The organism is Winogradskyella vidalii (assembly GCF_013403955.1).
GTDB classification, from domain to species: Bacteria; Bacteroidota; Bacteroidia; order Flavobacteriales; family Flavobacteriaceae; genus Winogradskyella; species Winogradskyella vidalii.
The window spans coordinates 146,441-168,722 of the sequence record NZ_JABFDG010000004.1; the positions used below are offsets into that span (position 1 = coordinate 146,441).

Annotated in this window: 21 protein-coding genes and 1 CRISPR repeat array; of the genes, 9 read left to right on the forward strand and 12 right to left on the reverse strand. The window is 31.4% G+C overall.

The genetic code is table 11. The annotated features are described in order from the left end of the window. The first annotated feature begins 1 nt into the window (after position 1). The 6 genes from HM982_RS11080 to HM982_RS11105 all read left to right on the forward strand — a co-directional run bounded on the left by HM982_RS11080 (position 2) and on the right by HM982_RS11105 (position 4,261). Positions 2 to 493 (forward strand): TRAP transporter small permease, encoded by a 492-nt coding sequence (locus tag HM982_RS11080; RefSeq protein WP_179353245.1) that lies wholly within the window; start codon positions 2 to 4, stop codon positions 491 to 493. A gap of 2 nt (positions 494 to 495) precedes the next feature. Continuing rightward, entirely contained in the window at positions 496 to 1,800 is a 1,305-nt protein-coding gene (locus tag HM982_RS11085; RefSeq protein ID WP_179353247.1) for a TRAP transporter large permease, read from the forward strand. Between the two features lie 152 nt (positions 1,801 to 1,952). Beyond that, entirely contained in the window at positions 1,953 to 2,105 is a 153-nt protein-coding gene (locus HM982_RS11090) for a transposase (protein WP_218849824.1), read from the forward strand. A gap of 299 nt (positions 2,106 to 2,404) precedes the next feature. Beyond that, complete coding sequence (locus HM982_RS11095) at positions 2,405 to 3,592, forward strand: site-specific integrase (protein WP_246296744.1); 1,188 nt, start codon at positions 2,405 to 2,407, stop codon at positions 3,590 to 3,592. A gap of 171 nt (positions 3,593 to 3,763) precedes the next feature. Next, the gene (locus HM982_RS11100) at positions 3,764 to 3,940 is read left to right on the forward strand and encodes a histone H1 (RefSeq protein ID WP_179353251.1); all 177 of its coding nucleotides are present in this window, start codon (positions 3,764 to 3,766) and stop codon (positions 3,938 to 3,940) included. A gap of 141 nt (positions 3,941 to 4,081) precedes the next feature. After that, positions 4,082 to 4,261 (forward strand): hypothetical protein, encoded by a 180-nt coding sequence (locus tag HM982_RS11105; RefSeq protein ID WP_179353253.1) that lies wholly within the window; start codon positions 4,082 to 4,084, stop codon positions 4,259 to 4,261. Between the two features lie 26 nt (positions 4,262 to 4,287). On the opposite strand, the gene HM982_RS11110 is transcribed toward HM982_RS11105, so the two are convergent. The 8 genes from HM982_RS11110 to HM982_RS11145 form a co-directional block, all read right to left on the reverse strand. Then, the gene (locus tag HM982_RS11110) at positions 4,288 to 5,184 is read right to left on the reverse strand and encodes a nucleotidyl transferase AbiEii/AbiGii toxin family protein (protein ID WP_179353254.1); all 897 of its coding nucleotides are present in this window, start codon (positions 5,182 to 5,184) and stop codon (positions 4,288 to 4,290) included. Next, positions 5,177 to 5,944 (reverse strand): type IV toxin-antitoxin system AbiEi family antitoxin, encoded by a 768-nt coding sequence (locus HM982_RS11115; protein ID WP_179353255.1) that lies wholly within the window; start codon positions 5,942 to 5,944, stop codon positions 5,177 to 5,179. The genes HM982_RS11110 and HM982_RS11115 overlap by 8 nt, the downstream gene beginning before the upstream one ends. Positions 5,945 to 6,299: 355 nt before the next feature. Further along, positions 6,300 to 9,907: a CRISPR direct-repeat array (repeat unit 46 nt; unit sequence GTTGTGAATTGCTTTCAGATTACTATTTTAGTATAGCATTTACAGG). 108 nt (positions 9,908 to 10,015) lie between these two features. Further along, on the reverse strand, positions 10,016 to 10,360 hold the full coding sequence (cas2, locus tag HM982_RS11120) for a CRISPR-associated endonuclease Cas2 (protein WP_179353256.1): 345 nt from the start codon (positions 10,358 to 10,360) through the stop codon (positions 10,016 to 10,018). Positions 10,361 to 10,412: 52 nt separating this feature from the next. After that, the gene (gene cas1 / locus HM982_RS11125) at positions 10,413 to 11,312 is read right to left on the reverse strand and encodes a type II CRISPR-associated endonuclease Cas1 (protein ID WP_179353258.1); all 900 of its coding nucleotides are present in this window, start codon (positions 11,310 to 11,312) and stop codon (positions 10,413 to 10,415) included. 3 nt (positions 11,313 to 11,315) lie between these two features. Further along, a complete protein-coding gene (gene cas9 / locus HM982_RS11130; protein ID WP_179353259.1) occupies positions 11,316 to 15,737 on the reverse strand; it encodes a type II CRISPR RNA-guided endonuclease Cas9 in 4,422 nt (1,473 codons plus the stop codon). A 654-nt stretch (positions 15,738 to 16,391) separates the two neighbouring features. Continuing rightward, a complete protein-coding gene (locus tag HM982_RS11135) occupies positions 16,392 to 16,565 on the reverse strand; it encodes a hypothetical protein (RefSeq protein WP_179353261.1) in 174 nt (57 codons plus the stop codon). A 151-nt stretch (positions 16,566 to 16,716) separates the two neighbouring features. After that, on the reverse strand, positions 16,717 to 16,857 hold the full coding sequence (locus HM982_RS18530) for a Fic/DOC family N-terminal domain-containing protein (RefSeq protein WP_246296746.1): 141 nt from the start codon (positions 16,855 to 16,857) through the stop codon (positions 16,717 to 16,719). A gap of 330 nt (positions 16,858 to 17,187) precedes the next feature. After that, complete coding sequence (locus HM982_RS11145) at positions 17,188 to 17,409, reverse strand: helix-turn-helix domain-containing protein (protein ID WP_179353262.1); 222 nt, start codon at positions 17,407 to 17,409, stop codon at positions 17,188 to 17,190. A gap of 194 nt (positions 17,410 to 17,603) precedes the next feature. Here HM982_RS11145 and HM982_RS11150 point away from each other — a divergent pair, with 194 nt between their 5' ends. The 3 genes from HM982_RS11150 to HM982_RS11160 are packed head-to-tail and all read left to right on the forward strand — an operon-like array spanning position 17,604 to position 19,448. Then, the gene (locus HM982_RS11150; RefSeq protein WP_179353264.1) at positions 17,604 to 18,770 is read left to right on the forward strand and encodes a HEPN domain-containing protein; all 1,167 of its coding nucleotides are present in this window, start codon (positions 17,604 to 17,606) and stop codon (positions 18,768 to 18,770) included. Continuing rightward, positions 18,767 to 19,111, forward strand: a complete 345-nt coding sequence (locus HM982_RS11155) for a hypothetical protein (RefSeq protein ID WP_179353267.1) — start codon at positions 18,767 to 18,769, stop codon at positions 19,109 to 19,111. Before HM982_RS11150 ends, HM982_RS11155 begins: the two co-directional genes overlap by 4 nt. Before the next feature lie 10 nt (positions 19,112 to 19,121). Further along, positions 19,122 to 19,448 carry a hypothetical protein gene (locus HM982_RS11160; RefSeq protein WP_179353269.1) on the forward strand — a complete coding sequence of 109 codons (327 nt, stop codon included), beginning with the start codon at positions 19,122 to 19,124 and terminating at the stop codon, positions 19,446 to 19,448. Between the two features lie 19 nt (positions 19,449 to 19,467). Here the strand turns inward: HM982_RS11160 and HM982_RS11165 are convergent, their stop codons facing one another. Genes HM982_RS11165 through HM982_RS11180 form a run of 4 tightly spaced genes read right to left on the reverse strand, consistent with a single transcriptional unit; the run spans position 19,468 to position 22,013 of the window. Continuing rightward, the gene (locus HM982_RS11165) at positions 19,468 to 19,779 is read right to left on the reverse strand and encodes a DUF6730 family protein (RefSeq protein ID WP_179353271.1); all 312 of its coding nucleotides are present in this window, start codon (positions 19,777 to 19,779) and stop codon (positions 19,468 to 19,470) included. A gap of 17 nt (positions 19,780 to 19,796) precedes the next feature. After that, the gene (locus tag HM982_RS11170; RefSeq protein WP_179353272.1) at positions 19,797 to 20,666 is read right to left on the reverse strand and encodes a relaxase/mobilization nuclease domain-containing protein; all 870 of its coding nucleotides are present in this window, start codon (positions 20,664 to 20,666) and stop codon (positions 19,797 to 19,799) included. Continuing rightward, entirely contained in the window at positions 20,663 to 21,175 is a 513-nt protein-coding gene (gene mbpA / locus HM982_RS11175; RefSeq protein ID WP_246296748.1) for a mobilization protein MbpA, read from the reverse strand. The genes HM982_RS11170 and mbpA overlap by 4 nt, the downstream gene beginning before the upstream one ends. After that, on the reverse strand, positions 21,153 to 22,013 hold the full coding sequence (locus tag HM982_RS11180; RefSeq protein WP_179353274.1) for a toprim domain-containing protein: 861 nt from the start codon (positions 22,011 to 22,013) through the stop codon (positions 21,153 to 21,155). The genes mbpA and HM982_RS11180 overlap by 23 nt, the downstream gene beginning before the upstream one ends. Positions 22,014 to 22,282 lie beyond the last annotated feature (269 nt).

Consider the following 22,282-nt stretch of genomic DNA (forward strand, 5'->3'; position numbering starts at 1 on the left):
TATGAAAACTGCAGATATTCTTTTCCAAAAAGTATGCAAATTCATAGAAATTGTACTGGTTTCTATTTTTGGTTTATTAGTTATTGATGTCTTATTACAAGTGTTTTCGCGCTACATTTTAAACACCTCATTTACATTTACAGAAGAATTAGCACGCTTTTCATTAATTTGGATATCTATACTTGGTGCCGCTTATCTCAGTGCCAAACGAGAGCATTTATCTATGGATTTTCTCTATCAAAAAATGGGAAAGAAATCTCAAAAGAAAACGCTAATTTTTATAGAAATCTGTGTGTTTTTATTCGCCCTTTTTATAATGGTAATTGGAGGATTTAATTTGGTGTATATAACACTTCATTTAGAACAATTATCAGGAACCTTACGTATTCCTCTAGGTTACATTTATGCTATTCTACCTGTGAGCGGTTTACTTATGATGTGTTTTTCAATATATCATTTCAACAAAATTAGAACTAACGATATCACCGAATAATTATGAGTATAGAAGTCATTAGTATTCTCGTTTTATTTTTAAGCTTTTTTATTTTACTCATGCTTAAAGTCCCTGTGGCCTATAGTATAGGCATTTCTACCACATTGAGTTTACTCCTTAATATTGATAAAATGCCTGGTATAACGACCATTGCACAACGAATGACCACCGGAATCGATAGTTTTGCTTTGTTAGCCATTCCGTTTTTTGTGCTTGCAGGTGAAATAATGAAACAAGGTGGTATTGCCAATCGACTTATTAATTTTGCGAAGTCATTAGTCGCAAGTTTGCCTGGCGGTTTAGCTTATGTCAACGTCTTATCTTCCATGTTATTTGGAGCCGTTTCAGGTTCTGCAATTGCCGCAACCTCAGCCATAGGAAGTATTATGACCGACCCTATGGAAAAAGAAGGTTACCCTAGAGCGTTTAGTGCTGCAGTAAATATCACCTCATCAACCACAGGTTTATTAATTCCGCCCAGTAATATTCTAATTGTTTACGCTTTAGCCAGTGGTGGCACCGCTTCTGTAGCAGCTTTATTTATTGCAGGTTATTTACCTGGTATTTTACTTGGTGTAGCCTTGATGTCTTACATAGCCTTTGTCGCCATAACTCGAAAATTTGCTAAAGGGGAACGCGTGCCGTTAGCTTTAATTTGGACCTACTTTAGAAAAGCTTTTTTCAGCCTATTACTATTAGTCGTTGTGGTTGGCGGTATTGTTTCAGGTATATTTACGGCTACTGAAGCCTCTGCTATTGCTGTTTTATATGCTGGTGTATTGGCCTTAATTTATGGTGACGTTAACTTAAAAGATTTTCCTGCCATATTATTAACAAGCGCTAAGACTACGGCTGTTATTATGTTTTTAATCTGTACGTCTATGGCGATGTCTTGGCTGTTTTCGTTTGAAGGTATTCCGGAATTGATTAGTGGTTTTCTGCTCGAACAATTTAGTAATAAAATTGTCATCTTTTTAGTTATCAATTTAGTCCTATTAATTATAGGAACCTTTATGGATATGACGCCTGCTGTACTCATATTTACCCCTATTTTTTTACCCGTTGTAATTGCTTTAGGTATGGATCCGGTTCACTTTGGAATTGTCTTAGTCCTCAACCTTTGTATTGGTTTATGTACACCGCCTGTTGGCACCATTCTTTTTGTAGGAAGTGGAGTTGCTAGAGTTTCGGTATCACAAGTCATAAAACCCTTGCTCCCATTTTTATTAATAATGATTGCTGTGTTACTACTCATCACATATATCCCAGAAATATCGATGTTTTTACCTCGTTTATTTAACTTATAAAACTGATATAAAACATTTTATAAACTTTACTATAGGTTATTTCTAAAAGTTATATGTAATAATTAATTGGACTGAGAAACAATATCAAGGGAATCAAATTTTGTTAAAAGGCTAAAAGATATATTTAATACAGCAATTTCAATACAATAAAATTGAACTATCGGTCAATTTTAAATTATTTTATAAATAGAAGTACTAATGCTGCAGAAGCTTTTAATGTTAAAATAAAAGCGTTTAGAACACAGTTTAAAGGCGTCAAAAATATAGAATTTTTCCTGTTTAGATTAACTACAATCTTTGCTTAAACACAACTTTTAATCTTAATCCGACACTCTATTATTATTTTAAAAGTATAAAAAAAAGCCTCAACATTGCTGTTAAGGCTTTTGTGGTCCCACATGGACTCGAACCATGGACCACCTGATTATGAGACGGATTATTTTAGTTTTCATTTAGTAACATTTAGCACCTTATATATTCATTATCAGATATTTAATGTTTTTAGTTTTGTTTTTATTTGCATATGATTTACCTTTAAAAGGCAATTTGTTGTACAGATGTTGTACTGATTAAATCTAAATCTATGTCAACCGTAAAAACCGTATTGAGAAAAACAGTACTTGCTGATGGTAGTTACCCCATCTCTTTAAGAGTGTCGAAAGATAGAAAATCGAAATATTTCAAAACAATATTTAGAGCATTCCCGATGGAGTGGAATCAAACAACAGGTAGTTTTACTAAAAAGAATTCAAATAATATCCAAAATAACAGGTTACTTCTTAAATTCAAGGATAGAGCATTAAAAATTCTTTCTGACTTAGAAATGGAAAAAAGTGACTTCACTCTAAAAGATTTTGAAAATCGCTTTAGGCTTGTGTCTAATCCAGTACAACAAAACGTTTTTTATTTTTGGGATGAGATTATTGGCGAAATGAATTATGCAGGAAGAACAGGCAATGCACGCGTAAATAAAGAAGTGTTCGCTTCTTTAAATTTATTTCATAAAAGCACTAGGCTTAACTTTAAAGACATCACCCCTTCCTTTCTAAATAAATATGAAGCTTTCTTGAGGTCAAGAGGAGGAAGCGATGGTGGCATAGGTGTACGAATGAGAACTATAAGAGCGCTATATAATTTTGCTATTGAAAGAAAAATAGCTAAAGAACAAGACTACCCATTTAAAATTTATAAGGTATCAAAACTCAAAGGGAAAAATCTGAAAAAGGCTTTAAGAATGGAAGAAATCCTTCAAATTAGAGATTTCGACTTAGCAAGATATCCCCGGTACGTCAATACCAGAAACTATTTCATATTTAGTTTTTACACTAGAGGAATGAACTTTGCGGATATGATGAAACTTGAGTGGAAAGCAATTAACAATGATAAAATATATTATACAAGATCTAAAACTAAAGGGAATTTTAAAATTAAAATTCTACCCCCTGTTAGAGAGATTTTAAATTACTATAAAGAGTTTGCCATTGATACTAAATATGTGTTTCCTATTCTTTTAAAAAACAACTTGACCCCTCCACAATTGGAAAACAGAAAACATAAAACCCTTCAGCGCTATAACAAAGAATTAAAAGAGATTGCCGAAATTTGTGGAATTGATAAACCGATAACCAGTTATGTCGCCAGACATAGTTTTGCTAACTGTTTAAAACAAAAAGGAGTAGCTACCGATATTATTAGCGAATCTATGGGCCACCAAAACCTCAGCATCACACAAACTTATCTTAAAGAATTTGACAATTCAGTTTTAGATAATGCGATCGAAATTTTGGTTTGAAGGTGAATTGAATTTTGCAAGATGACCAATATTTGTCAGGACTTAACTGTAGCAATTCATAATGAAAATTGATAGATTTCAGTAGCCACTAAAAAATCCTATTTTAACACTAATCTTTTTAGGTTTCAAAAACAAACACACTACTTTTGCCCCCTAATTTTAAAAAAAATCATGAAAGAATTAATTGAAAAAATCAACGCAGAAATTGAAACATTCAAAAAAGAATCAACTTCATTAATTGAAAATGGGGTAAAAGCAGCTGGGCCAAGAGCACGTAAATCAACTTTAGGGCTTGAAAAACTATTAAAAGAATTTAGAAAAGTCTCTATAGAAGATGCTAAAAAATAAATAGCAGCAAACAAACTGCCCTCTGATTTTCTAGAGGGCTTTTTTTATAAGCAACCTTGAAAATATCACCCGTATTAAAAAAAACCTTGAAAATACGACAATACTAAAACACAATTTATTTAATTCAAGAGCTATTGAAAAATGAATTTTCGTTCGGAACATTCGGTACATTATTATGCTGGTGAATACTTAAAACAAAAAGGAGTAACTACCGATAATATTAGCAAATCTATGGACCATCAAAATATCAGTATTACACAAACTTATCTTAAGGCATTTGATAATTCAGTTTTAAATAATGGGATTGAAATTTTGGTTTGAAAGTATTTCTAAAAAAGATGTATTAACTAATTGAGAAGTAATCTTTTCAGTTCCTTCATATTGAAAGTATGCTTTTCAGGGTTACTTTCCTTAAGTGATTGTAAGTTTTGAAGTTTCCATTGTATGGCTGGAAACTTTTCAAAATCATAAACGCTCCAATCCGGAGACGTGTTTTCAAAATTCACAATAAATTTCTTATCACTTTCGGTTAATTCTTCCTGTATATTTCCAATTAGCTTTTCCCTAGTTTGCTCAAAATCCGCATACGAAAAAAGCCTTTCTGTCATACCCATAAATTGGTTTTCAAAAGCTTGTTCTTGATTGATTAAATTTGGAAATAATACTTCTTTAATAGGTCTTTTGCTGCTCAGCAATGTAAAGATAAAACCTTCTTTTATTTCTTCTGTAAACCCTTCCTTGTCTAACAAATCCTTTACATCAAATAAATCTCTTGGATGTTGTCTATCCAACGCAGCAACTATTTTTCCACCATATAATTGTCCAAAAGAAACCCCTTGAATTGAACAAAAGACATCGAAATCTTCCTGCGCTTTATTACATAAAACCAAAGTACGCGTATCACCCAATAAACCTCTTATGCCTTGATTTACTTCAATTTTAATTAAAGCATCTTTATTACTTATCTGTAATTTTAGCTTGTCCTTTTGATGTTCGATCAATAAATTTGGAAAAATTGTATTCAAGCGTTTCTTTATTTCTCTTAAGGCATTATTAATATTAGAAAAAGAAGTTGTTCTATTTTCTATAGGTATATATGTTAAATCAATATCAACTGACAACCTAGACATATCCCTTACAAATAAATTGATAGCCGTACCTCCATGAAGAGCAAAGCACTTTTCTTTTGCTACTTCAGGAATAACACTTAGAAGTAATCGCACTTGATGCTTATAATTATTCATCCACCAAATTTTTTGGAATTGTAATTTTATATTTTGAATCATATACGCCATCGGCGACAATTTGTCGTTTCCCCTTTCCCAAGTCAATGTTCTCAACGTTTACAAATTCTAACCACGGATGTCGACACTTATTAGCCAGATATAAAAACAATCGTTTTACTTTTACTGATTTACAGGCTTCTAGCAATTGCTGCACTTGATTAGGACGTAAATTATTCAAACCTTCCATAAGTTCATAACATTCCTTTAAATCTTGCTTTTTAGGAGCTAAATACAAACACTCCATTATTGCTCGTGCTGCACCTGATACTTTTATAGAAAATCCATTTATTTCAACCTCTGTAAAACCAAAATCAGCAGGCAAGAATGATGTAGGGTAATAGTTTAACTTCATTTCCCAATTATAATTTGTCAACCAAGAAGGAATTCGCTCGTTTTCATTTCCAAAAAGAATATACTGTTGTCTTGAAAATTCCAGATAATGAGCCTTTCCTAATAGATTTAAAGCGGATTTCCCGCCCGGATGAATACTAACATGACTTTGCGATTGTAATGCAAAAACAGCACCTTCTATGGTTGCTGCATCTCCACTTCTCACAAATGCTCCATTATTTAGAGAAGTAATCCAATTACTCTTTTTATATCGGCTCAATAACTGATGTGAATACCCGTTTTCCACTAACCACGATGTAAGATACACAGCGTTTTGTGGCCAACCACGCAAAAGAGAGTTTATTTTTTGTTCTTTTTCTAAACTCATAGTGTAGTATTATTTACAAATATAAACCAAAGATATAAACTAGTTTATAATTACCCAAATAAAGAAACTAATAGTTTAGTCTATTTATTAAATATAAACTATTATCTCTCATGTGTCTTATAAGTATTTAACAAAGGGTTGAAGTGTAAATTTGAATGAAATGACAAAAGAAGGTGTGATATTAAACATTTATTAATGACTTCATTTTTACATAGAAATCAATTAACCCAGTCTTATAAAGGTTATGATATATTCAACTGTTTAATTTAGGCCAGGGCCATTCTTTTTTTAATATGGCTTTATAAAACATAAGGTACAAAATAGATACAAAGAAAAACCTTTAAGGCTTTTAGTTGTCGTGAATTGCTTTCAGATTACTATTTTAGTATAGCATTTACAGGACCAGTAACTGCATTAGTACCAGAAGTATTGTTGTGAATTGCTTTCAGATTACTATTTTAGTATAGCATTTACAGGATAAACCCTACTAATACTTTTGGACGTATAGTTGTGAATTGCTTTCAGATTACTATTTTAGTATAGCATTTACAGGAACGGACAAGCTTTTGATTCTGAATACTCTGTTGTGAATTGCTTTCAGATTACTATTTTAGTATAGCATTTACAGGATACCTAATGTTTCAGCAGTTAGAAAAACAGTTGTGAATTGCTTTCAGATTACTATTTTAGTATAGCATTTACAGGGCTAACGTTAAAATATAAGAATAGTAGCGTGTTGTGAATTGCTTTCAGATTACTATTTTAGTATAGCATTTACAGGTCCATTTTAATTATGAGAGCAAACTTATTGTTGTGAATTGCTTTCAGATTACTATTTTAGTATAGCATTTACAGGCTTTACTCAGGTGTAAAAGTAACAGCGTGTGTTGTGAATTGCTTTCAGATTACTATTTTAGTATAGCATTTACAGGATATTCCTTTATAGTACATTCAGTCATATTGTTGTGAATTGCTTTCAGATTACTATTTTAGTATAGCATTTACAGGTATTATGAAACTATACGCACCAGACACCAAGTTGTGAATTGCTTTCAGATTACTATTTTAGTATAGCATTTACAGGTTTAAGTCGTTAACATACTCTAAAAGATGTGTTGTGAATTGCTTTCAGATTACTATTTTAGTATAGCATTTACAGGCATATTCTTTTTTAATCAATGTTGTATCCCGTTGTGAATTGCTTTCAGATTACTATTTTAGTATAGCATTTACAGGTTTAGGATTAGACTTTACAAATGATACTGTGTTGTGAATTGCTTTCAGATTACTATTTTAGTATAGCATTTACAGGTATGTTATTGTCAGTGGTCTAGCGGTAGCCGTTGTGAATTGCTTTCAGATTACTATTTTAGTATAGCATTTACAGGTTTAGCTTACTTTTCTAATACACAAGCTTTGTTGTGAATTGCTTTCAGATTACTATTTTAGTATAGCATTTACAGGAATAAAATGAAATACTTGTAACTATTGGCGTTGTGAATTGCTTTCAGATTACTATTTTAGTATAGCATTTACAGGAGTCATGTTACTGTATATTAGCTACCTTGTGTTGTGAATTGCTTTCAGATTACTATTTTAGTATAGCATTTACAGGTCTGGCGGAAAAGAACCCGAAGGCGACATGGTTGTGAATTGCTTTCAGATTACTATTTTAGTATAGCATTTACAGGTGCTCTCGATGTTTCAATTAGTCCGCCGTTGTTGTGAATTGCTTTCAGATTACTATTTTAGTATAGCATTTACAGGAAAACAACCGTACAAGATATAGCACGTTGGGTTGTGAATTGCTTTCAGATTACTATTTTAGTATAGCATTTACAGGAAATCTAACTTAGATTGCTTTACAGTAGCTGTTGTGAATTGCTTTCAGATTACTATTTTAGTATAGCATTTACAGGTTTAGCTTACTTTTCTAATACACAAGCTTTGTTGTGAATTGCTTTCAGATTACTATTTTAGTATAGCATTTACAGGAATAAAATGAAATACTTGTAACTATTGGCGTTGTGAATTGCTTTCAGATTACTATTTTAGTATAGCATTTACAGGAGTCATGTTACTGTATATTAGCTACCTTGTGTTGTGAATTGCTTTCAGATTACTATTTTAGTATAGCATTTACAGGTCTGGCGGAAAAGAACCCGAAGGCGACATGGTTGTGAATTGCTTTCAGATTACTATTTTAGTATAGCATTTACAGGACTTATTTCTGTAACCGAAACTACAGTGCCGTTGTGAATTGCTTTCAGATTACTATTTTAGTATAGCATTTACAGGTAATAACGGTCAGCCTATAACAGCAGGCGGGTTGTGAATTGCTTTCAGATTACTATTTTAGTATAGCATTTACAGGACCAAACAAGAAGAACAAAAGAAGTTATCGTTGTGAATTGCTTTCAGATTACTATTTTAGTATAGCATTTACAGGTTGCCTTTGTTATAAACGACTCGTTATTTTGTTGTGAATTGCTTTCAGATTACTATTTTAGTATAGCATTTACAGGATTAATTCTTTTGCTTGATTGATTAAGTCTGTTGTGAATTGCTTTCAGATTACTATTTTAGTATAGCATTTACAGGCGTTAATGGTTTTAATCCATTGCCACGCCGTTGTGAATTGCTTTCAGATTACTATTTTAGTATAGCATTTACAGGTTGCGGGATGAAATTAGTTGTCAATCATAGTTGTGAATTGCTTTCAGATTACTATTTTAGTATAGCATTTACAGGAATAAGGAGCAAACACACCTAGAAGGTCTTGTTGTGAATTGCTTTCAGATTACTATTTTAGTATAGCATTTACAGGGTTAAAAGCTGAGTTAGCAGTTGAAAAGGCGTTGTGAATTGCTTTCAGATTACTATTTTAGTATAGCATTTACAGGTATTCGCTTTAATTGGTCTGCGTCTGTTTGTTGTGAATTGCTTTCAGATTACTATTTTAGTATAGCATTTACAGGATTTATTAAGTATCTTATCTATATCGGGCTGTTGTGAATTGCTTTCAGATTACTATTTTAGTATAGCATTTACAGGTGGTTTTCTTTAACACCTGGCGCAATATTAGTTGTGAATTGCTTTCAGATTACTATTTTAGTATAGCATTTACAGGATGCTTTTAAAAAAATCAATAATTGATTTGTTGTGAATTGCTTTCAGATTACTATTTTAGTATAGCATTTACAGGTACAATATTCTAAATTAGTTAATCCATTGCGTTGTGAATTGCTTTCAGATTACTATTTTAGTATAGCATTTACAGGAAAAACTATTGAATCCCCAGAGCAATCACTGTTGTGAATTGCTTTCAGATTACTATTTTAGTATAGCATTTACAGGAACCTGTAGCGAAATTAGTAGGTTCGGTTGGTTGTGAATTGCTTTCAGATTACTATTTTAGTATAGCATTTACAGGTAGTTATAAAAACAACGATCATAAAACGGTGTTGTGAATTGCTTTCAGATTACTATTTTAGTATAGCATTTACAGGCATTAATAAATTTTAAACATGAACACAAAGTTGTGAATTGCTTTCAGATTACTATTTTAGTATAGCATTTACAGGTTATAATTTCTGATGTATTTTGAGAACCTTGTTGTGAATTGCTTTCAGATTACTATTTTAGTATAGCATTTACAGGTAGGGCTATTTATTAAGGATATACCACTATGTTGTGAATTGCTTTCAGATTACTATTTTAGTATAGCATTTACAGGTCCTTGAATCAACGAATTAGGATTTAGATTGTTGTGAATTGCTTTCAGATTACTATTTTAGTATAGCATTTACAGGTTTCATCTAAAGATAGCAGTGGTTTAGCTGTTGTGAATTGCTTTCAGATTACTATTTTAGTATAGCATTTACAGGCTAACGATAATAGAGGATTTGATTGAGCTTGTTGTGAATTGCTTTCAGATTACTATTTTAGTATAGCATTTACAGGATACCCGCCATAAACAGCTGGTATCCTGTTTTTTAAAACACTTTCTAGCTTATAAAAAAATGACCTGATTTTTCTACTCAACTCAAACTGGAAATCTTTTTTTTAATCCTAAAACAATTCTAATTGCTGACTTGGTGTTTCGGGATCAACTTCTTTTTGCCCATGAAATAACTCCATCATACCAAATTGCCGATCTGTAATTTCCATAATACACACTTTTCCTTTTTTAGGTAAATTAACTTTAGTCCGTTTAATATGTACTGCTGCATTTTCTCTACTAGCACAAAAACGCATGTAAATACTAAACTGAAACATAGCAAAACCATCGTTTAGCAATTGTTTACGAAACTGGCTAGCCGCTTTCCGTTCAGAAAACGTTTCTGTTGGTAAATCAAAAAACACTAACACCCACATACTCCTATATTGATTTAGTCTAGAATAACGATCTTGCATGTCATTTTACCTCTTACATTTATTCTACAAAGTTCTTACAATATTTAACACATTAGCAGAACTCTGGATATAATATTCGTCTGCTAACTCCAGAAAAACATTCTTGTAAACTATGTGTTGTACGACTCATAGCAACCATTAACGGACTCTTTTTTCCTTCAATAACAACATCTAATGCCGGAATTTTTAATAATTCTGTTTTTATATTTTTATTTAAGTCTTCTATATTACAACCTGTTTCCACCATATCATAAACCAAGGCATCTACATAGGGACGGTAAGGTTCCATAACATCGTCTGCCAAACAAAACGCATTGTACTTATTACTATGAAAAATCCCTACCGCAGGCAAGAGCCCACTACTTACTAAAGCACGGGCTGTAACCGCTCTTAATATAGCGTAACCGTAATTTAATAAATTATTGGGCGCAACTCCTTTCTGGTTTCTACTAAACCCATCTAACTCATTAAACAAAGTTTGAAAATAGTAGGCCGCAGAAATGGCTTCTATATTTCCTGGATCACCACTTTTTATTTCCTTCACCCAACGCTTTAATTTTAACGCTTTTTTACCTTGTTTTAATAAATGATTGGCCTGATTATCAACTTTTGCGAATACGGTTTGTTGCCACAATTGTTTTTTTAAAGGCACACTAGCTTTTAATTGATAACGGATGCGTTCTGTCTGTTCTGTGTGTCCCACCATAGGTTGTAAAAATCCACAAGGCAAATGTTGTTTATCACAAGTAATTACAGCGGTTTTACTTTGTACCAATTTCATTAGCAACCCTGTAGTAATTGTTATTTGAGGATTTTCTAATACTACATAGCCCAAATCTTCAATTGAAACAACGGCTTCTTTTTTATTGTCTTCAGGAAAATTAACCACTAATTGTTCGTTTTTAGTACTTAAATAAGCTGGGTTACCAAAAAATAGTGTCCGTTTTATCATAATTTAAGTTTTTGAAATATGCGCTAAACGGTCTACTTTAAGTTTCAAACAAATATCTTTTATCATAATTCCATCAATATCTTTTTCCATCTTGTTTAAAGCAGAATATTCAAATTTATTTTTAATGGTAGTTGATACATTTGATAAAAGAAAAAAGCATTGTGAATTAGAAGCACTCACCATTTTATATATTCTATTGACCTGCTCCTTACTTAAATTTTCAAAATCAACTAAATGAGGATTTTCTCTTTCTTCTTCGGTTGGTACATAAACCAAGTCGTTTGGAGAAAGTGTAAATAAAAACTTTCCCTTTTCTGGGGTAGTTTGTATAGGTGTTCTATCTTCTTTTGGCAAATGCGCCACTTGTTTTTGATGTGCTACCACTTCATTTAGTGGTATCGTTTCAAAATTTCGTTTCTTCTTTTTCTCATCCCAATACACAGCAAAAAACAAATTAGTCCCCTTTGCTGCTTCAACATATTTAGAAGATTTATTACCACTCTCTCCTATTTGAAATTTACTACCAATCTCAAAAAACTTAACTTTATTAATTGGTTGATGTTTTTTGCCATTATTTAGTTGGGTTATATTTTTATTTAAATCTTCTACACCTTCATCGCTAAAAGCTAAGGTAAATTGAGGTTTTCCTTTTTCATCTAAATAATTATTTAAATGATTTGGCAAAATAACATCTCGAATTTGACTATCTGTTATTTTTGCTAAGTGTTTTTCGTTTTTTATATCGGTTAGCGCACCTCTAACAGAAGTTGCAACTTTTCCTTTAGGTATTTTTATTTCGTAAACACCAGAAACAGTTTCTTTATGTAACGATTTTCTTATGGCCCAGTTATCCCCTTTTATTTGTTTTCTAAGTATTTTTTTAGGCTTTCCGTCTTTTCCTATATTTATATTTCCATTTTCATCTTTATAAGACCAGAACTTATTATTGGTTTTATTAATTACCCTTGTGTTTTGTTTAAAACTAACAACTGTTTTCTCAATTGTATTTTTTACTTCAACAGGAAAATTACTCCAAGGCATTGTAAAAATTTTAGTATAATGTCCTTTATCATTTTTTATTAAAAGCTTATCCCTTAATCCATAGTTTTTCTTTTCTGCATTTAATGCACTTAAATAATTAATATGTTCTTTAGATACACATGCTATAACCAAAGCATCTAGCGCATGATGGCGATGGTCTATTCTTTTCTTATTAAATCCTTTACTTATTTCATCGGGAACTTGAATACGGAAAGCATTTATTTTCTTATCCCAAAAACCAAAATCTTCTGAGTTTGTTAATGTATTTAATCGTTTAAAACGTGGTGCTATTATTTCATTCCATTTATCATTTAATCCCCAATCGTTTTTTAATTTACCTGTAACACTACCTGTTACAGGTACTATATGTTTAGAAGTTGCTTCTTTTTCATTGTCTTCTCGTACTATATTACTTAATAAACCTTTAATTAATTTACTTATATATCTACTATCATTTAGTTGTCTATTTATAAAGCCTTCAGGAATATCTTCACTTAACAAGTTTCTTAGTTTTGTTCTGTTATTTTTAAAATAACGACTAATATGTGCTTCATATTCATCTATTTTTAGAAGTTTATGTCCGTTTATAATACTTCCGCCTTTTTCTTTTAAATATTCGTAAGCCGTTTTATTGTCTTTATCTTCATTTACTTCACTTTCACAAATAATTTTATTACTTAAAGAATTATCAAAATACCGAGACTGTGGTATAACATGTTCTATTTGATAATTGGTAGTAAAAAGTTTTGAAAGCTGAATTGGCTTACCTGTATAAGGAGAAATATAGCCTTGTTCTAACCAAAGCTTATATCGTGTAATTTCATTTTTAGACGGATTATTATTACGTCTAATTTTCTGAATTTCGTCCTCACTTACAGCATCGTATCTTGCATTAGGATTTTGATAAACACCTTCTTCATAAATCTTTAATAAATCTTGATGACTAGGAGAAAAGGATCTCACACCTCCATCAACTAAGGGATCTGTCATCAAATCTTTTAGGACTTCCTTAATACGATAATTTGTGTTTTCGTTCTCAGATACTTTTTGCGAAATCTGTTTACGTTTATCGGCAGGATTTTTCATTTCTCGACCAAGTTCTACGTGAATTTCATCAAAAAAATCTTCAGATCCATTTCCTTTATATTTCCAAATGTCATGTACAACTCTAAGCGTTTCTGTCACCACCTGTTCTACGATAGGATTACGTAAAGAGTGTTGCTTAAACGAGAGTAAATATTTTTCAATATCGAGAGGAGATTTCCATTGTTGTATATTTCCTATTTCAGAATGTCTACCGTAAACTAAATAACAAGCCTGGTAGGTATTTAATCCCACTAAGGGATTTCTTTCTTTAAAAGAAATAAAACTTTTTATAAGTTGTTTAGGTATATCATCGTCACTAACATCTATTAATGCTTCTGCTAATTCTTTAGATGTATAATTTTCACTAAGCTCTAATTGACTAACACGCTCCATGATAGCAATACTTCTATCTTTTATAGGATTTGAAATTTTATCTAGATTCCAATATTTACCCATTCGCATTAATGGTAATAATTTTTCAATTGCTTTTTTAGAAAAACTACCATAATCACTTTTAAAAGGTGGGAATTTGATAAAATGTTCTATAAAAGAAGTTTCATCTATATGTTGTTTATTAGCAAACTTTTTAAGAGCTTTTTCATACTCTTTAATATCCGTTACAGAATAAATAATATGCCATAATTGCTCTTCTACATTATCTTTAGTTAAAAATTCATGAGCACTAGTAATCCCCTCTGTTTTACTTAATCTTGAAATGAATTGTGATTTTGTTTCACAGCAAGGATATTTTTTATCTTCAACATAATTCCATCGGTAATTTTCTTTTTCATCTTTACTTATTAACTTCTTTTTAATGAAATAGTCAATAATTTGTTTTTGTTCTACTGCTTGTTTTTTAGTAAGAAAATCATATAAATCTGTCCAGTCTACATCTGTTTTCAAAAGAGAATTTGTAATATCTTTTTCTTTAATTTCTTTTTTATAAATTCTTAGATTTTGAAGCCATTGCCATAATCGAAACTCTTGAAACAATGGGTGTGATTTTGAAATTGCTTTTACAGGTTCAACAACTTCTTCTAAAACACCTGTTTCATGATTCTTTTTCTTGAATTTTCTTACTTCAAACTGACATCCTGAAATATTTGATTTTTTACTTTTAAGAGGTCTTTGGTAAAAAATAATATCATCTGCAAACAAATATTCAAATCCTTTATCTTTTATATTGTTTTGATGAGCTTCATTTCTTGGATACAATTCCAAAATACAAGCTTTATATAACTCCTTATTAAATAATTCTGGCTGTAAACTTATTTGCTTTGAAAGAATTTTTTTAAACTCTTCTTTATAAAATTTTCTCTCTATTGTTTTTACTAATTTCCCTCTGATTTTTTGTTTTGGATTTAAAAGTAAACTCTCATAAATATATTCACCAACTGTTTTCCCTGACCTTTCAACATCCTGTTCTGTTTTCGCTTTTATAGCCGCCCAATCTTGTTCTGAATTTACTATTTTATATGAATATTTAGTATTGCCATTTTTTAAAGTTGAAATGGATACAATAAACTCCTTTGTTCTATCTATCCAATCTTCAGTTTTAGTAATTTGTTTATCATATGGCCATCCATTTTCAAAAACCACATTATACAAAGGTTTTCCTTTAACCGACTCTCCCGAATTAATAACCTCTTTTACTTTTAACTGAACAAATTGCTTATTCTTATCATCATCAATTTCCTCACCTCTTAATTGATAATACCCTCTTTTTTGATTAAAATTGAGTATCAACCAAGCCAGTTCCTCCTTAGTTATTCTATGATTTAATGCTTTTTTACGAAGATAATAAAGTGTCCAATCATATGGAATTTTAGTGATTTCTCCATTTTTTTTAAGATAAAAAAGATGAGGTTGCTTTTCTTGAAACTCTTTAACCATTTCCTGAAATGAATTAAAAAATATAAACTCATATTTATCTAACTCATTTTTTCTATAATTTATTTTTTCTTCAGTTTGATATTTAAATTGTCCTAACCGAATATTAAAATCAATGCTTTCAGAATAATGTTTTGGTAAAAAACCTAAGACATTTAATACACGATGAAGCCTTTCTCTTCGTAAATTATCCCTTTGATATAATCTTCTAACACCACGATAATTTGTTCTTTCTGCTGTTTGTGAGATTGATTGACCTGCATCAAATTTACCTAAAACATCCTGACTCATTGGAATTATCCTTACCCCAACACCCTCAATTTCACCTGTCTTATTTTTGAAATCATTTTTTATTAATGACCAACCAATAGAATTGGTTCCCAAATCTAAACCTAAAATTCGTTTCATATATAAATCTTTTAGATAAGAAAATTACAATAATCTTTTTACAAAACCTTACGGTTTTCCTCATTGCAAAGTTTAAAATTTAACACTATATTTACAGTATCTGAAAGCAATTCACAATAAGGATTATTCCGTTGTGAAAACATTTAAGTCGCCTCGTCTTTTATACGGGGCATTTTTTTATTCTAAATGGAGACTCAAATAATACCACCCTCTCTCTTTTTTGTTACAAGCTTTTAAAAGTGTCTTTGTTTACATTTATTTACCACAGCCATCTCTATAAAAATAAAAATCCTGTTGCTGGCTGCTTACCCCCACATAAACACAAGCATATCAACCTCTTAAATAAAAACACTAAAGAAACTAGTTATCAAAATTTACAACTTTATAGTTGTTCCTATAAAGTTGACTATTTGGTTTACCATAAAGTAACAACTAGCATGGCATTACGGCAATTAAGAAACATATCAATCTAAATTTACAAACAACTCTTTTGTAAAAGTATAATGACGTTCTTTATGAGTACTTTCTTGAACAATTGGTTGGTTAGTTGTAGATAACGACATATGATATTTTGCTTATGTACTGTTTTTTGGCTCTATACCCATACTATGATAATTCTTAAATGGTGCATCGTATAACTGACTTGGCTCTATCTTACCATTTCGAGGTTAAGATTTTTTTAATTGTGTCTAAAAATTCTATTTGTACTGCATTTAGCTTATAATCATTGATGAATTTTGCAAAAGCATCATCTACTTTCGCCAGACTTAATCCGATTAATGATATAATGAATTGCACTAAACGAAACTGTTCTTTTTCCAGGTCCATAAAGGTGTCTTTTAGAAACTGAGCGTGCTTTCTATGTTTAACTAAAATTATAGTCTTACCTAGTTCGTCACCACCACGTTTTTTGATACCGTTTTTTAGAACATATCGTACGGCTTATTTATAGCTAATGACTTCTTTTGTGGCAGGATTATCAAACTTTTTTGTCTGCTACCAAAGACTTATATAAATCATCATTAGTTGTAATAATGTTCTCTATTTCGGAGCTCGCCTTGGCTTCTTGCAAATGAATGGTGTCTAAAAACAATGTAGGGTTTGGCAAATTAGTTAGCATTCCATTTAGTTGTGCTAATGCCTACTAACCTCTATCGTTTTACGCAATACCTTAGTCGTTTCTAAGCTTGCCGGTGGAGGTAATAGAGGAAGGTTCTTAAATTTTGTCATTCTATACAAGGGTAATGATTACGTTTGTTTTATTAACAAAGGTAATTATAGCGAAAAATTACTCTCGTTTTTAACTTAAGGGTAAAGATTACTCGCGTTATGAGTGGATTTAATTTGTGATACTTCTAAATCAATCACGAAAAATAAAGCGGTTCATTTAAATCATTAGCCAATCCTATGAAGAAGACATTAAAAAGTTTAGCTCACCGTGATCTATTAATCAACATTCTTTCGGAAGTTTAAGGTCTTTACATACCTCATTTAATAATTCACATGGGTCTTCATCAATAGCTAAAGCAATTAAGTAAAGTTCATCTGCTCGCAATTTAGTTGATTCATTTCCACTTAATTGACTCAATCGAGATTTGCTTATACCTGTTCTTCTAGCCACTTCAGCCTTATTTATAGATTTTTTAATTAAATATAATCCTAGATTAGTCATAACACATCTTTTGAATATTTAAATATAGAAAGTATATACTCTTGTATAAAATAATTACACTTTTGTTTTGAATTTGGATTTATTTTAAATACATTAGTAATGATTTTCAATACTAACGTATAATTAATAGATACTATTTTATACTGTAAAGTGATGAGATATCGTCTTAGATAACTAAAAAAAGAGAGAGAATTATGTATGCTAAAATTCAAACTAAACAAAAACACATCATAGACAAACTAAAATCTCTTTTAGAAATTAGGTATGTATATAAATCAAAAGTCGAAGGAGGAAAATATCTCAAATCGTTATTAATTATAATACTGCAAGGAAATTGTTCTTCCTTAACCAAAGAATTATCAGCGATGGTTGCTAAAATATTTCAAGAGGAAACAGAATTCTTATACCGAATCTTTTCTTTTGAATATGCCCATCACCAATTAAAAGAAGAAAACTTATTTTTTGTTCATGGTTGCTCATGGGAAAAACAAATCTTCTATAATCCAAATTCAGAATTAGATAATTTTCATGAGTATTATGCAACCGAAAAAACGCTAAATCAGATACAGACAATTTTCGAAAAAGAACATTATAAAATGGCTGCATTTATGGATGGTGCTAAGTTTTTTGTCGAAAAAAGTAATCTTCATCAAGCGGCTTTTATGCTCCACCAATATATAGAATTGTGGTTTCGCTATACTGCTCTTATTTTAATGGGTAAAGAACGAAAAAGTCATAGTCTCAAAGAGCTTCAAACATATCTAAAAACATTTTCAGCTGAACTTGGTAATCTTTTCATTACGGAAATAGAAGAAGAGAAACACCTTTTAAAATTATTGGATGATGCCTATATCACTACACGTTATGAAAACAATTACCATATTAACAATGAACAAATTCATAGAATAATAGAGAAAGCTACTAAAATTGAATTAATAGCCACGTTGTTATTTAAAAATAAGTTGGACAATTGTATAAAGCACGAATTAAATCCAAACGATGTTAGTATTCCGAAAAAAGAATCTTCTCAGCCAAATGATACAGAATTGTCTAAGTTTATTAATTCACTTTCTATAAATGACTTTTCAACCCTAAAACCCTATCCTCATAAAAAAGGGCTATATACTATCGATGTCCTAACTGAAGGTTATTTGGACACATCCTTCATGATTTCAAATCTACTAAAGGTATGTATCACAGCTATGGATACAGACCACTGCTCTACACGATCCATTCCCAATCCAGAGCATAATATCAAAGAAGTTTTAGGATATGTATTAGACATGATACCCCATAATGAAATGGAAGTTTTGGATGGCATTAAGGATATAGTTTTAAACCCGAAAAGGAACAGCTTATGAAAGAAAAAAAGAAATTAAAGGCAATAAAGAAGCACATTAAAAATTTCCCTGGAGTAAGTTTAGATCCACATGGCAATAGAACAAGAAAGACCATAAGTTTTGAGGTCTCTGACCATGAGGACATAACCAGCAGTATTTCTGCACTTTTAGAATTGTGCTATTATGCACTAGATGGCAATGGGGTTTTCGTATCTCCTGAACATAGCAATAGGACGCCAACAACTAGCGTAACCAAGGTGCTAGAGATGGTTATTGATCTCTTGCCTCACGACCAAATGTTCTGTTTGGATAAGATCACTGAAATCCTTTCTGCACAGGAACTCAAAAAACCGAAACCTTAAATACGACGATATGAAACCAAAAAGAAAAGACCTTGAAAAGCTGATAAGATCAGCTAAATATAAATTAATAACATTAGAACCTTCTAATGTACAAACGGGTAAGTTTAAAGCCTCTTTTTTACAGTTCGACGGCTATCTCGATTTATTTATTACCATTGAATCGTTAATCAATGTCTGTATAATGGCCAGTCATGTCAATAACTCCAATGGAACTGAAGATGATGGATTGGATATTCGTAAGACCTTACAATTAGCCAATAAATTACTGCCCTTTGATGAAGGTGAGTTTTTAGATAATGTGAATATTTTATTGAAGCATAAAGACTCAATAAGATAACCTATATTAATGTGAATTACTACATAAACAGATATAAAACTAGTACTAAATTGCCTATAACACTAACAACGAACATCACCACAGCCCAGTTCGGATAAATTTTAGCCTGCATAATCGTATTCTCAAAACGGTTTTCAAAGCTTTTTATAGATTTTAAGCAAGATGTCATTTGCTGCTTATGGATTTCAATAGTAGTTTTATAGTCTGTTAAATCCATTTTGATTTTGGTTGCTTTCAATTGATCCTTTATTTTTTCTAACTGCTCTACACCATTTCTAAAATCGTTAATCTCATTAACCATTAGCGTCATTTGTTCTTCTAGTTTTTTCATGATTCTATCTTTTTAATTTAATATGAAGTGCCTATTTGTATCGCCTTCTTAATTACTTTTTTCAATATGAATTTGGACAATTTTAAAGCGATGTTTGGCGTGAGATCAACCATTTTACCTGCTATTTGAACACCTGCCGTTGTACCCTTTAAGATTTGTGATCCTTCAATGCCTGCTATTTGTTTCCCTATATTACCTATAGACATGTTTCGGTGCACTTCACTGCCCTTTAGATTATGCCCTTGAAATTCAAACCGAAACCCTTGTAACTTGTTTTGATTGTTTATCGTTGGAATGACTTTAACCTTATTGGTCTCCATTGCCTTTATGTAGTCATCAAACGATTTCGGTTTAAACTGTCTCATGCTTAGATCATGTCTGCGTTTGATTTCAGTTCGTATTTCTTTTAGATTGAATTCCTTTTCAAATTGCACTTGCTTTACCGTAGTTAAGCCCATATATTCAGCTACTTTTTCTGCCGCTAATTGACTTCGCTTTCCTATAAAACTATCATTATAAGCTACACCTTTAAAATCAATACGATTGACATACAAATGAATGTGCTTGTGATCTTTATCTTGATGAACAAAAGCTATAGCCTGTCGTTCTCCAAGCTTCATTTCGTTGATAAACTGTTTTGTGATGTTATGTAATTTCGCTTTATCCAATTTTTTGCCATCGTCTATGGTCGGGCTTATAACAAATGATAACGTGTTTTTTGAGCAATGGTAATTTTGGTCCTGGAGCATTTTAAATTCTTGAGTGATTTCAGCTGGTGAATCTCCATGAAGAAACTCTTTCAATACAATTTCTGCATCCTTTTCTTGATTCCAACCATAAGACATCGATGCTTTGGTATGTGATATACTTTTACCCTTTCCTATCATTGCTGAATTTTTTTAAGATGAGCCTTTATTTCATTCGCCAATTCATAGACCGCTTCTGTCAACTTGGGATTTCGTTTTCTGTACATATTTCCAATGGCCTTGAAATTGTTATGGTACTTAATGAGCCTTTTATAGATTTCAATATGCTCTTCCTTAAAACGTTCTTTGATTTCCTTTTCAAATACAGCACGTCGAATATACTCACTCAGACTCAATCCTGATGCTGCTGCTTTAATACTTAAAAGCTTCTTCTCATATACAGAACATCTAAATTTAACGAGGGCTTTTTTCGCCGTAAACACTCCTTTTTTTTCTTTGCGACCATCGGGAGCAAACAAGAATGTGTCCACAGACACACATCTTGAATTCCTACCCAGAACAATTTCCCTACCGGTTGCATCCATTTTTAAATCCAAATCCAAAGTATCAGAATGTTTTAGTAATTCAGTAGGAATCTTTAGATCCTGCTTCTGTTCATCAACTGAACTAATGATTTCTTCTTTTCTCATGGCACAAAAATTCGTTTAAGTCTTTATGGTTTTTATAGAAGTCACTTTTGTCCATAACATGACTGTATTTTGTCGTTAAATATTGAGCCGCATTTTGTCCAGCTGAATCACAATCTAAGTAGAGATGAACCGCTTGATAATTCAAAATTCTCGTCTCTATATGTTTTATAAATGAAATGGAATTTAAAATCAACACATCAGAATCTTTTAATAGTGTTTCATTTAAAACCGCCAAGGATAATAAATCGAACATCCCTTCCAACATGATTAATTGACATTTATTTCTTTGAAGATATGTATAGAATTTTGGGCTGCAACTATTTTTAAAAATCTTGTTACGCAATTCCCAACCATCCTTATTGTTCCTTAACCCAATGGCAAAAAACTTGGAGTTATTAAATGTGTACCAAACTTCTTTACAATAGAGTTTGGCAATTCCTAATGGAATACCTCTACTGTTTAAATATTGGATCAATGCAGGATGCGTCATCTTCTTTACGCTTGTGACAACAATACATGACTCTTTTTCATTTGAAATTTCGCTTAATATGAGTGATTCAGTCGCTATGTTTTCATTCAAGAATTCCAAAGCTTCTTTAATTGAACATTTTAAAATTCTGCACACCAGGTCTATTACGTTTCCGCCTACACCCTCGCCGTAGTCATACCATCGGTTCCTTGTTTTAGAAACTTTAAAAGAGGCTTGGGTTTCTGACCTGAAAGGACTTAGAAACCAAGCTTCTTTTTCCGTTGTCTTTTTTGGAAAGTGCCCGAGTTTTGCCAGCGCTTTTTCGATGGAAAAAGCTCGGGCTCTTTCACAGTTTATTTTTCTTTTCATAAGCCAATATGTTTTAAAATATTTTATATGATAACAAAACCCTCAAGACCTATTCTTATTAGGTCTAGGTATTATCGTTTTAATCACATTTCACTATTCGTGTATTTTTACAGTAATCGGTCATCATTATTTTTTTGATGACAAAATGATGACAGTTTGATGACAACCTTATCCCTTGCTTTTACTAGCTTTAGCACTATCTGTCATCGTTTCATCAAAAAAAGTCTAATATGGTAATGTGTTTTTCTTTTCATCTGCCTTTTTTTACG

What these genes read in the sequence shown, in the direction of transcription:
- HM982_RS11080 (WP_179353245.1), top strand. Translation starts at nt 2, where the DNA reads ATGAAAACTGCAGATATTCTTTTCCAAAAAGTATGCAAATTCATAGAA.
- HM982_RS11085 (WP_179353247.1), top strand. Translation starts at nt 496, where the DNA reads ATGAGTATAGAAGTCATTAGTATTCTCGTTTTATTTTTAAGCTTTTTT.
- HM982_RS11100 (WP_179353251.1), top strand. Translation starts at nt 3,764, where the DNA reads ATGAAAGAATTAATTGAAAAAATCAACGCAGAAATTGAAACATTCAAA.
- HM982_RS11105 (WP_179353253.1), top strand. Translation starts at nt 4,082, where the DNA reads ATGAATTTTCGTTCGGAACATTCGGTACATTATTATGCTGGTGAATAC.
- HM982_RS11110 (WP_179353254.1), bottom strand. Translation starts at nt 5,184, where the DNA reads ATGAATAATTATAAGCATCAAGTGCGATTACTTCTAAGTGTTATTCCT.
- HM982_RS11115 (WP_179353255.1), bottom strand. Translation starts at nt 5,944, where the DNA reads ATGAGTTTAGAAAAAGAACAAAAAATAAACTCTCTTTTGCGTGGTTGG.
- cas2 (WP_179353256.1), bottom strand. Translation starts at nt 10,360, where the DNA reads ATGCAAGATCGTTATTCTAGACTAAATCAATATAGGAGTATGTGGGTG.
- cas1 (WP_179353258.1), bottom strand. Translation starts at nt 11,312, where the DNA reads ATGATAAAACGGACACTATTTTTTGGTAACCCAGCTTATTTAAGTACT.
- cas9 (WP_179353259.1), bottom strand. Translation starts at nt 15,737, where the DNA reads ATGAAACGAATTTTAGGTTTAGATTTGGGAACCAATTCTATTGGTTGG.
- HM982_RS11135 (WP_179353261.1), bottom strand. Translation starts at nt 16,565, where the DNA reads ATGGACCTGGAAAAAGAACAGTTTCGTTTAGTGCAATTCATTATATCA.
- HM982_RS18530 (WP_246296746.1), bottom strand. Translation starts at nt 16,857, where the DNA reads ATGCTAACTAATTTGCCAAACCCTACATTGTTTTTAGACACCATTCAT.
- HM982_RS11145 (WP_179353262.1), bottom strand. Translation starts at nt 17,409, where the DNA reads ATGACTAATCTAGGATTATATTTAATTAAAAAATCTATAAATAAGGCT.
- HM982_RS11150 (WP_179353264.1), top strand. Translation starts at nt 17,604, where the DNA reads ATGTATGCTAAAATTCAAACTAAACAAAAACACATCATAGACAAACTA.
- HM982_RS11155 (WP_179353267.1), top strand. Translation starts at nt 18,767, where the DNA reads ATGAAAGAAAAAAAGAAATTAAAGGCAATAAAGAAGCACATTAAAAAT.
- HM982_RS11160 (WP_179353269.1), top strand. Translation starts at nt 19,122, where the DNA reads ATGAAACCAAAAAGAAAAGACCTTGAAAAGCTGATAAGATCAGCTAAA.
- HM982_RS11165 (WP_179353271.1), bottom strand. Translation starts at nt 19,779, where the DNA reads ATGAAAAAACTAGAAGAACAAATGACGCTAATGGTTAATGAGATTAAC.
- HM982_RS11170 (WP_179353272.1), bottom strand. Translation starts at nt 20,666, where the DNA reads ATGATAGGAAAGGGTAAAAGTATATCACATACCAAAGCATCGATGTCT.
- mbpA (WP_246296748.1), bottom strand. Translation starts at nt 21,175, where the DNA reads ATGAGAAAAGAAGAAATCATTAGTTCAGTTGATGAACAGAAGCAGGAT.
- HM982_RS11180 (WP_179353274.1), bottom strand. Translation starts at nt 22,013, where the DNA reads ATGAAAAGAAAAATAAACTGTGAAAGAGCCCGAGCTTTTTCCATCGAA.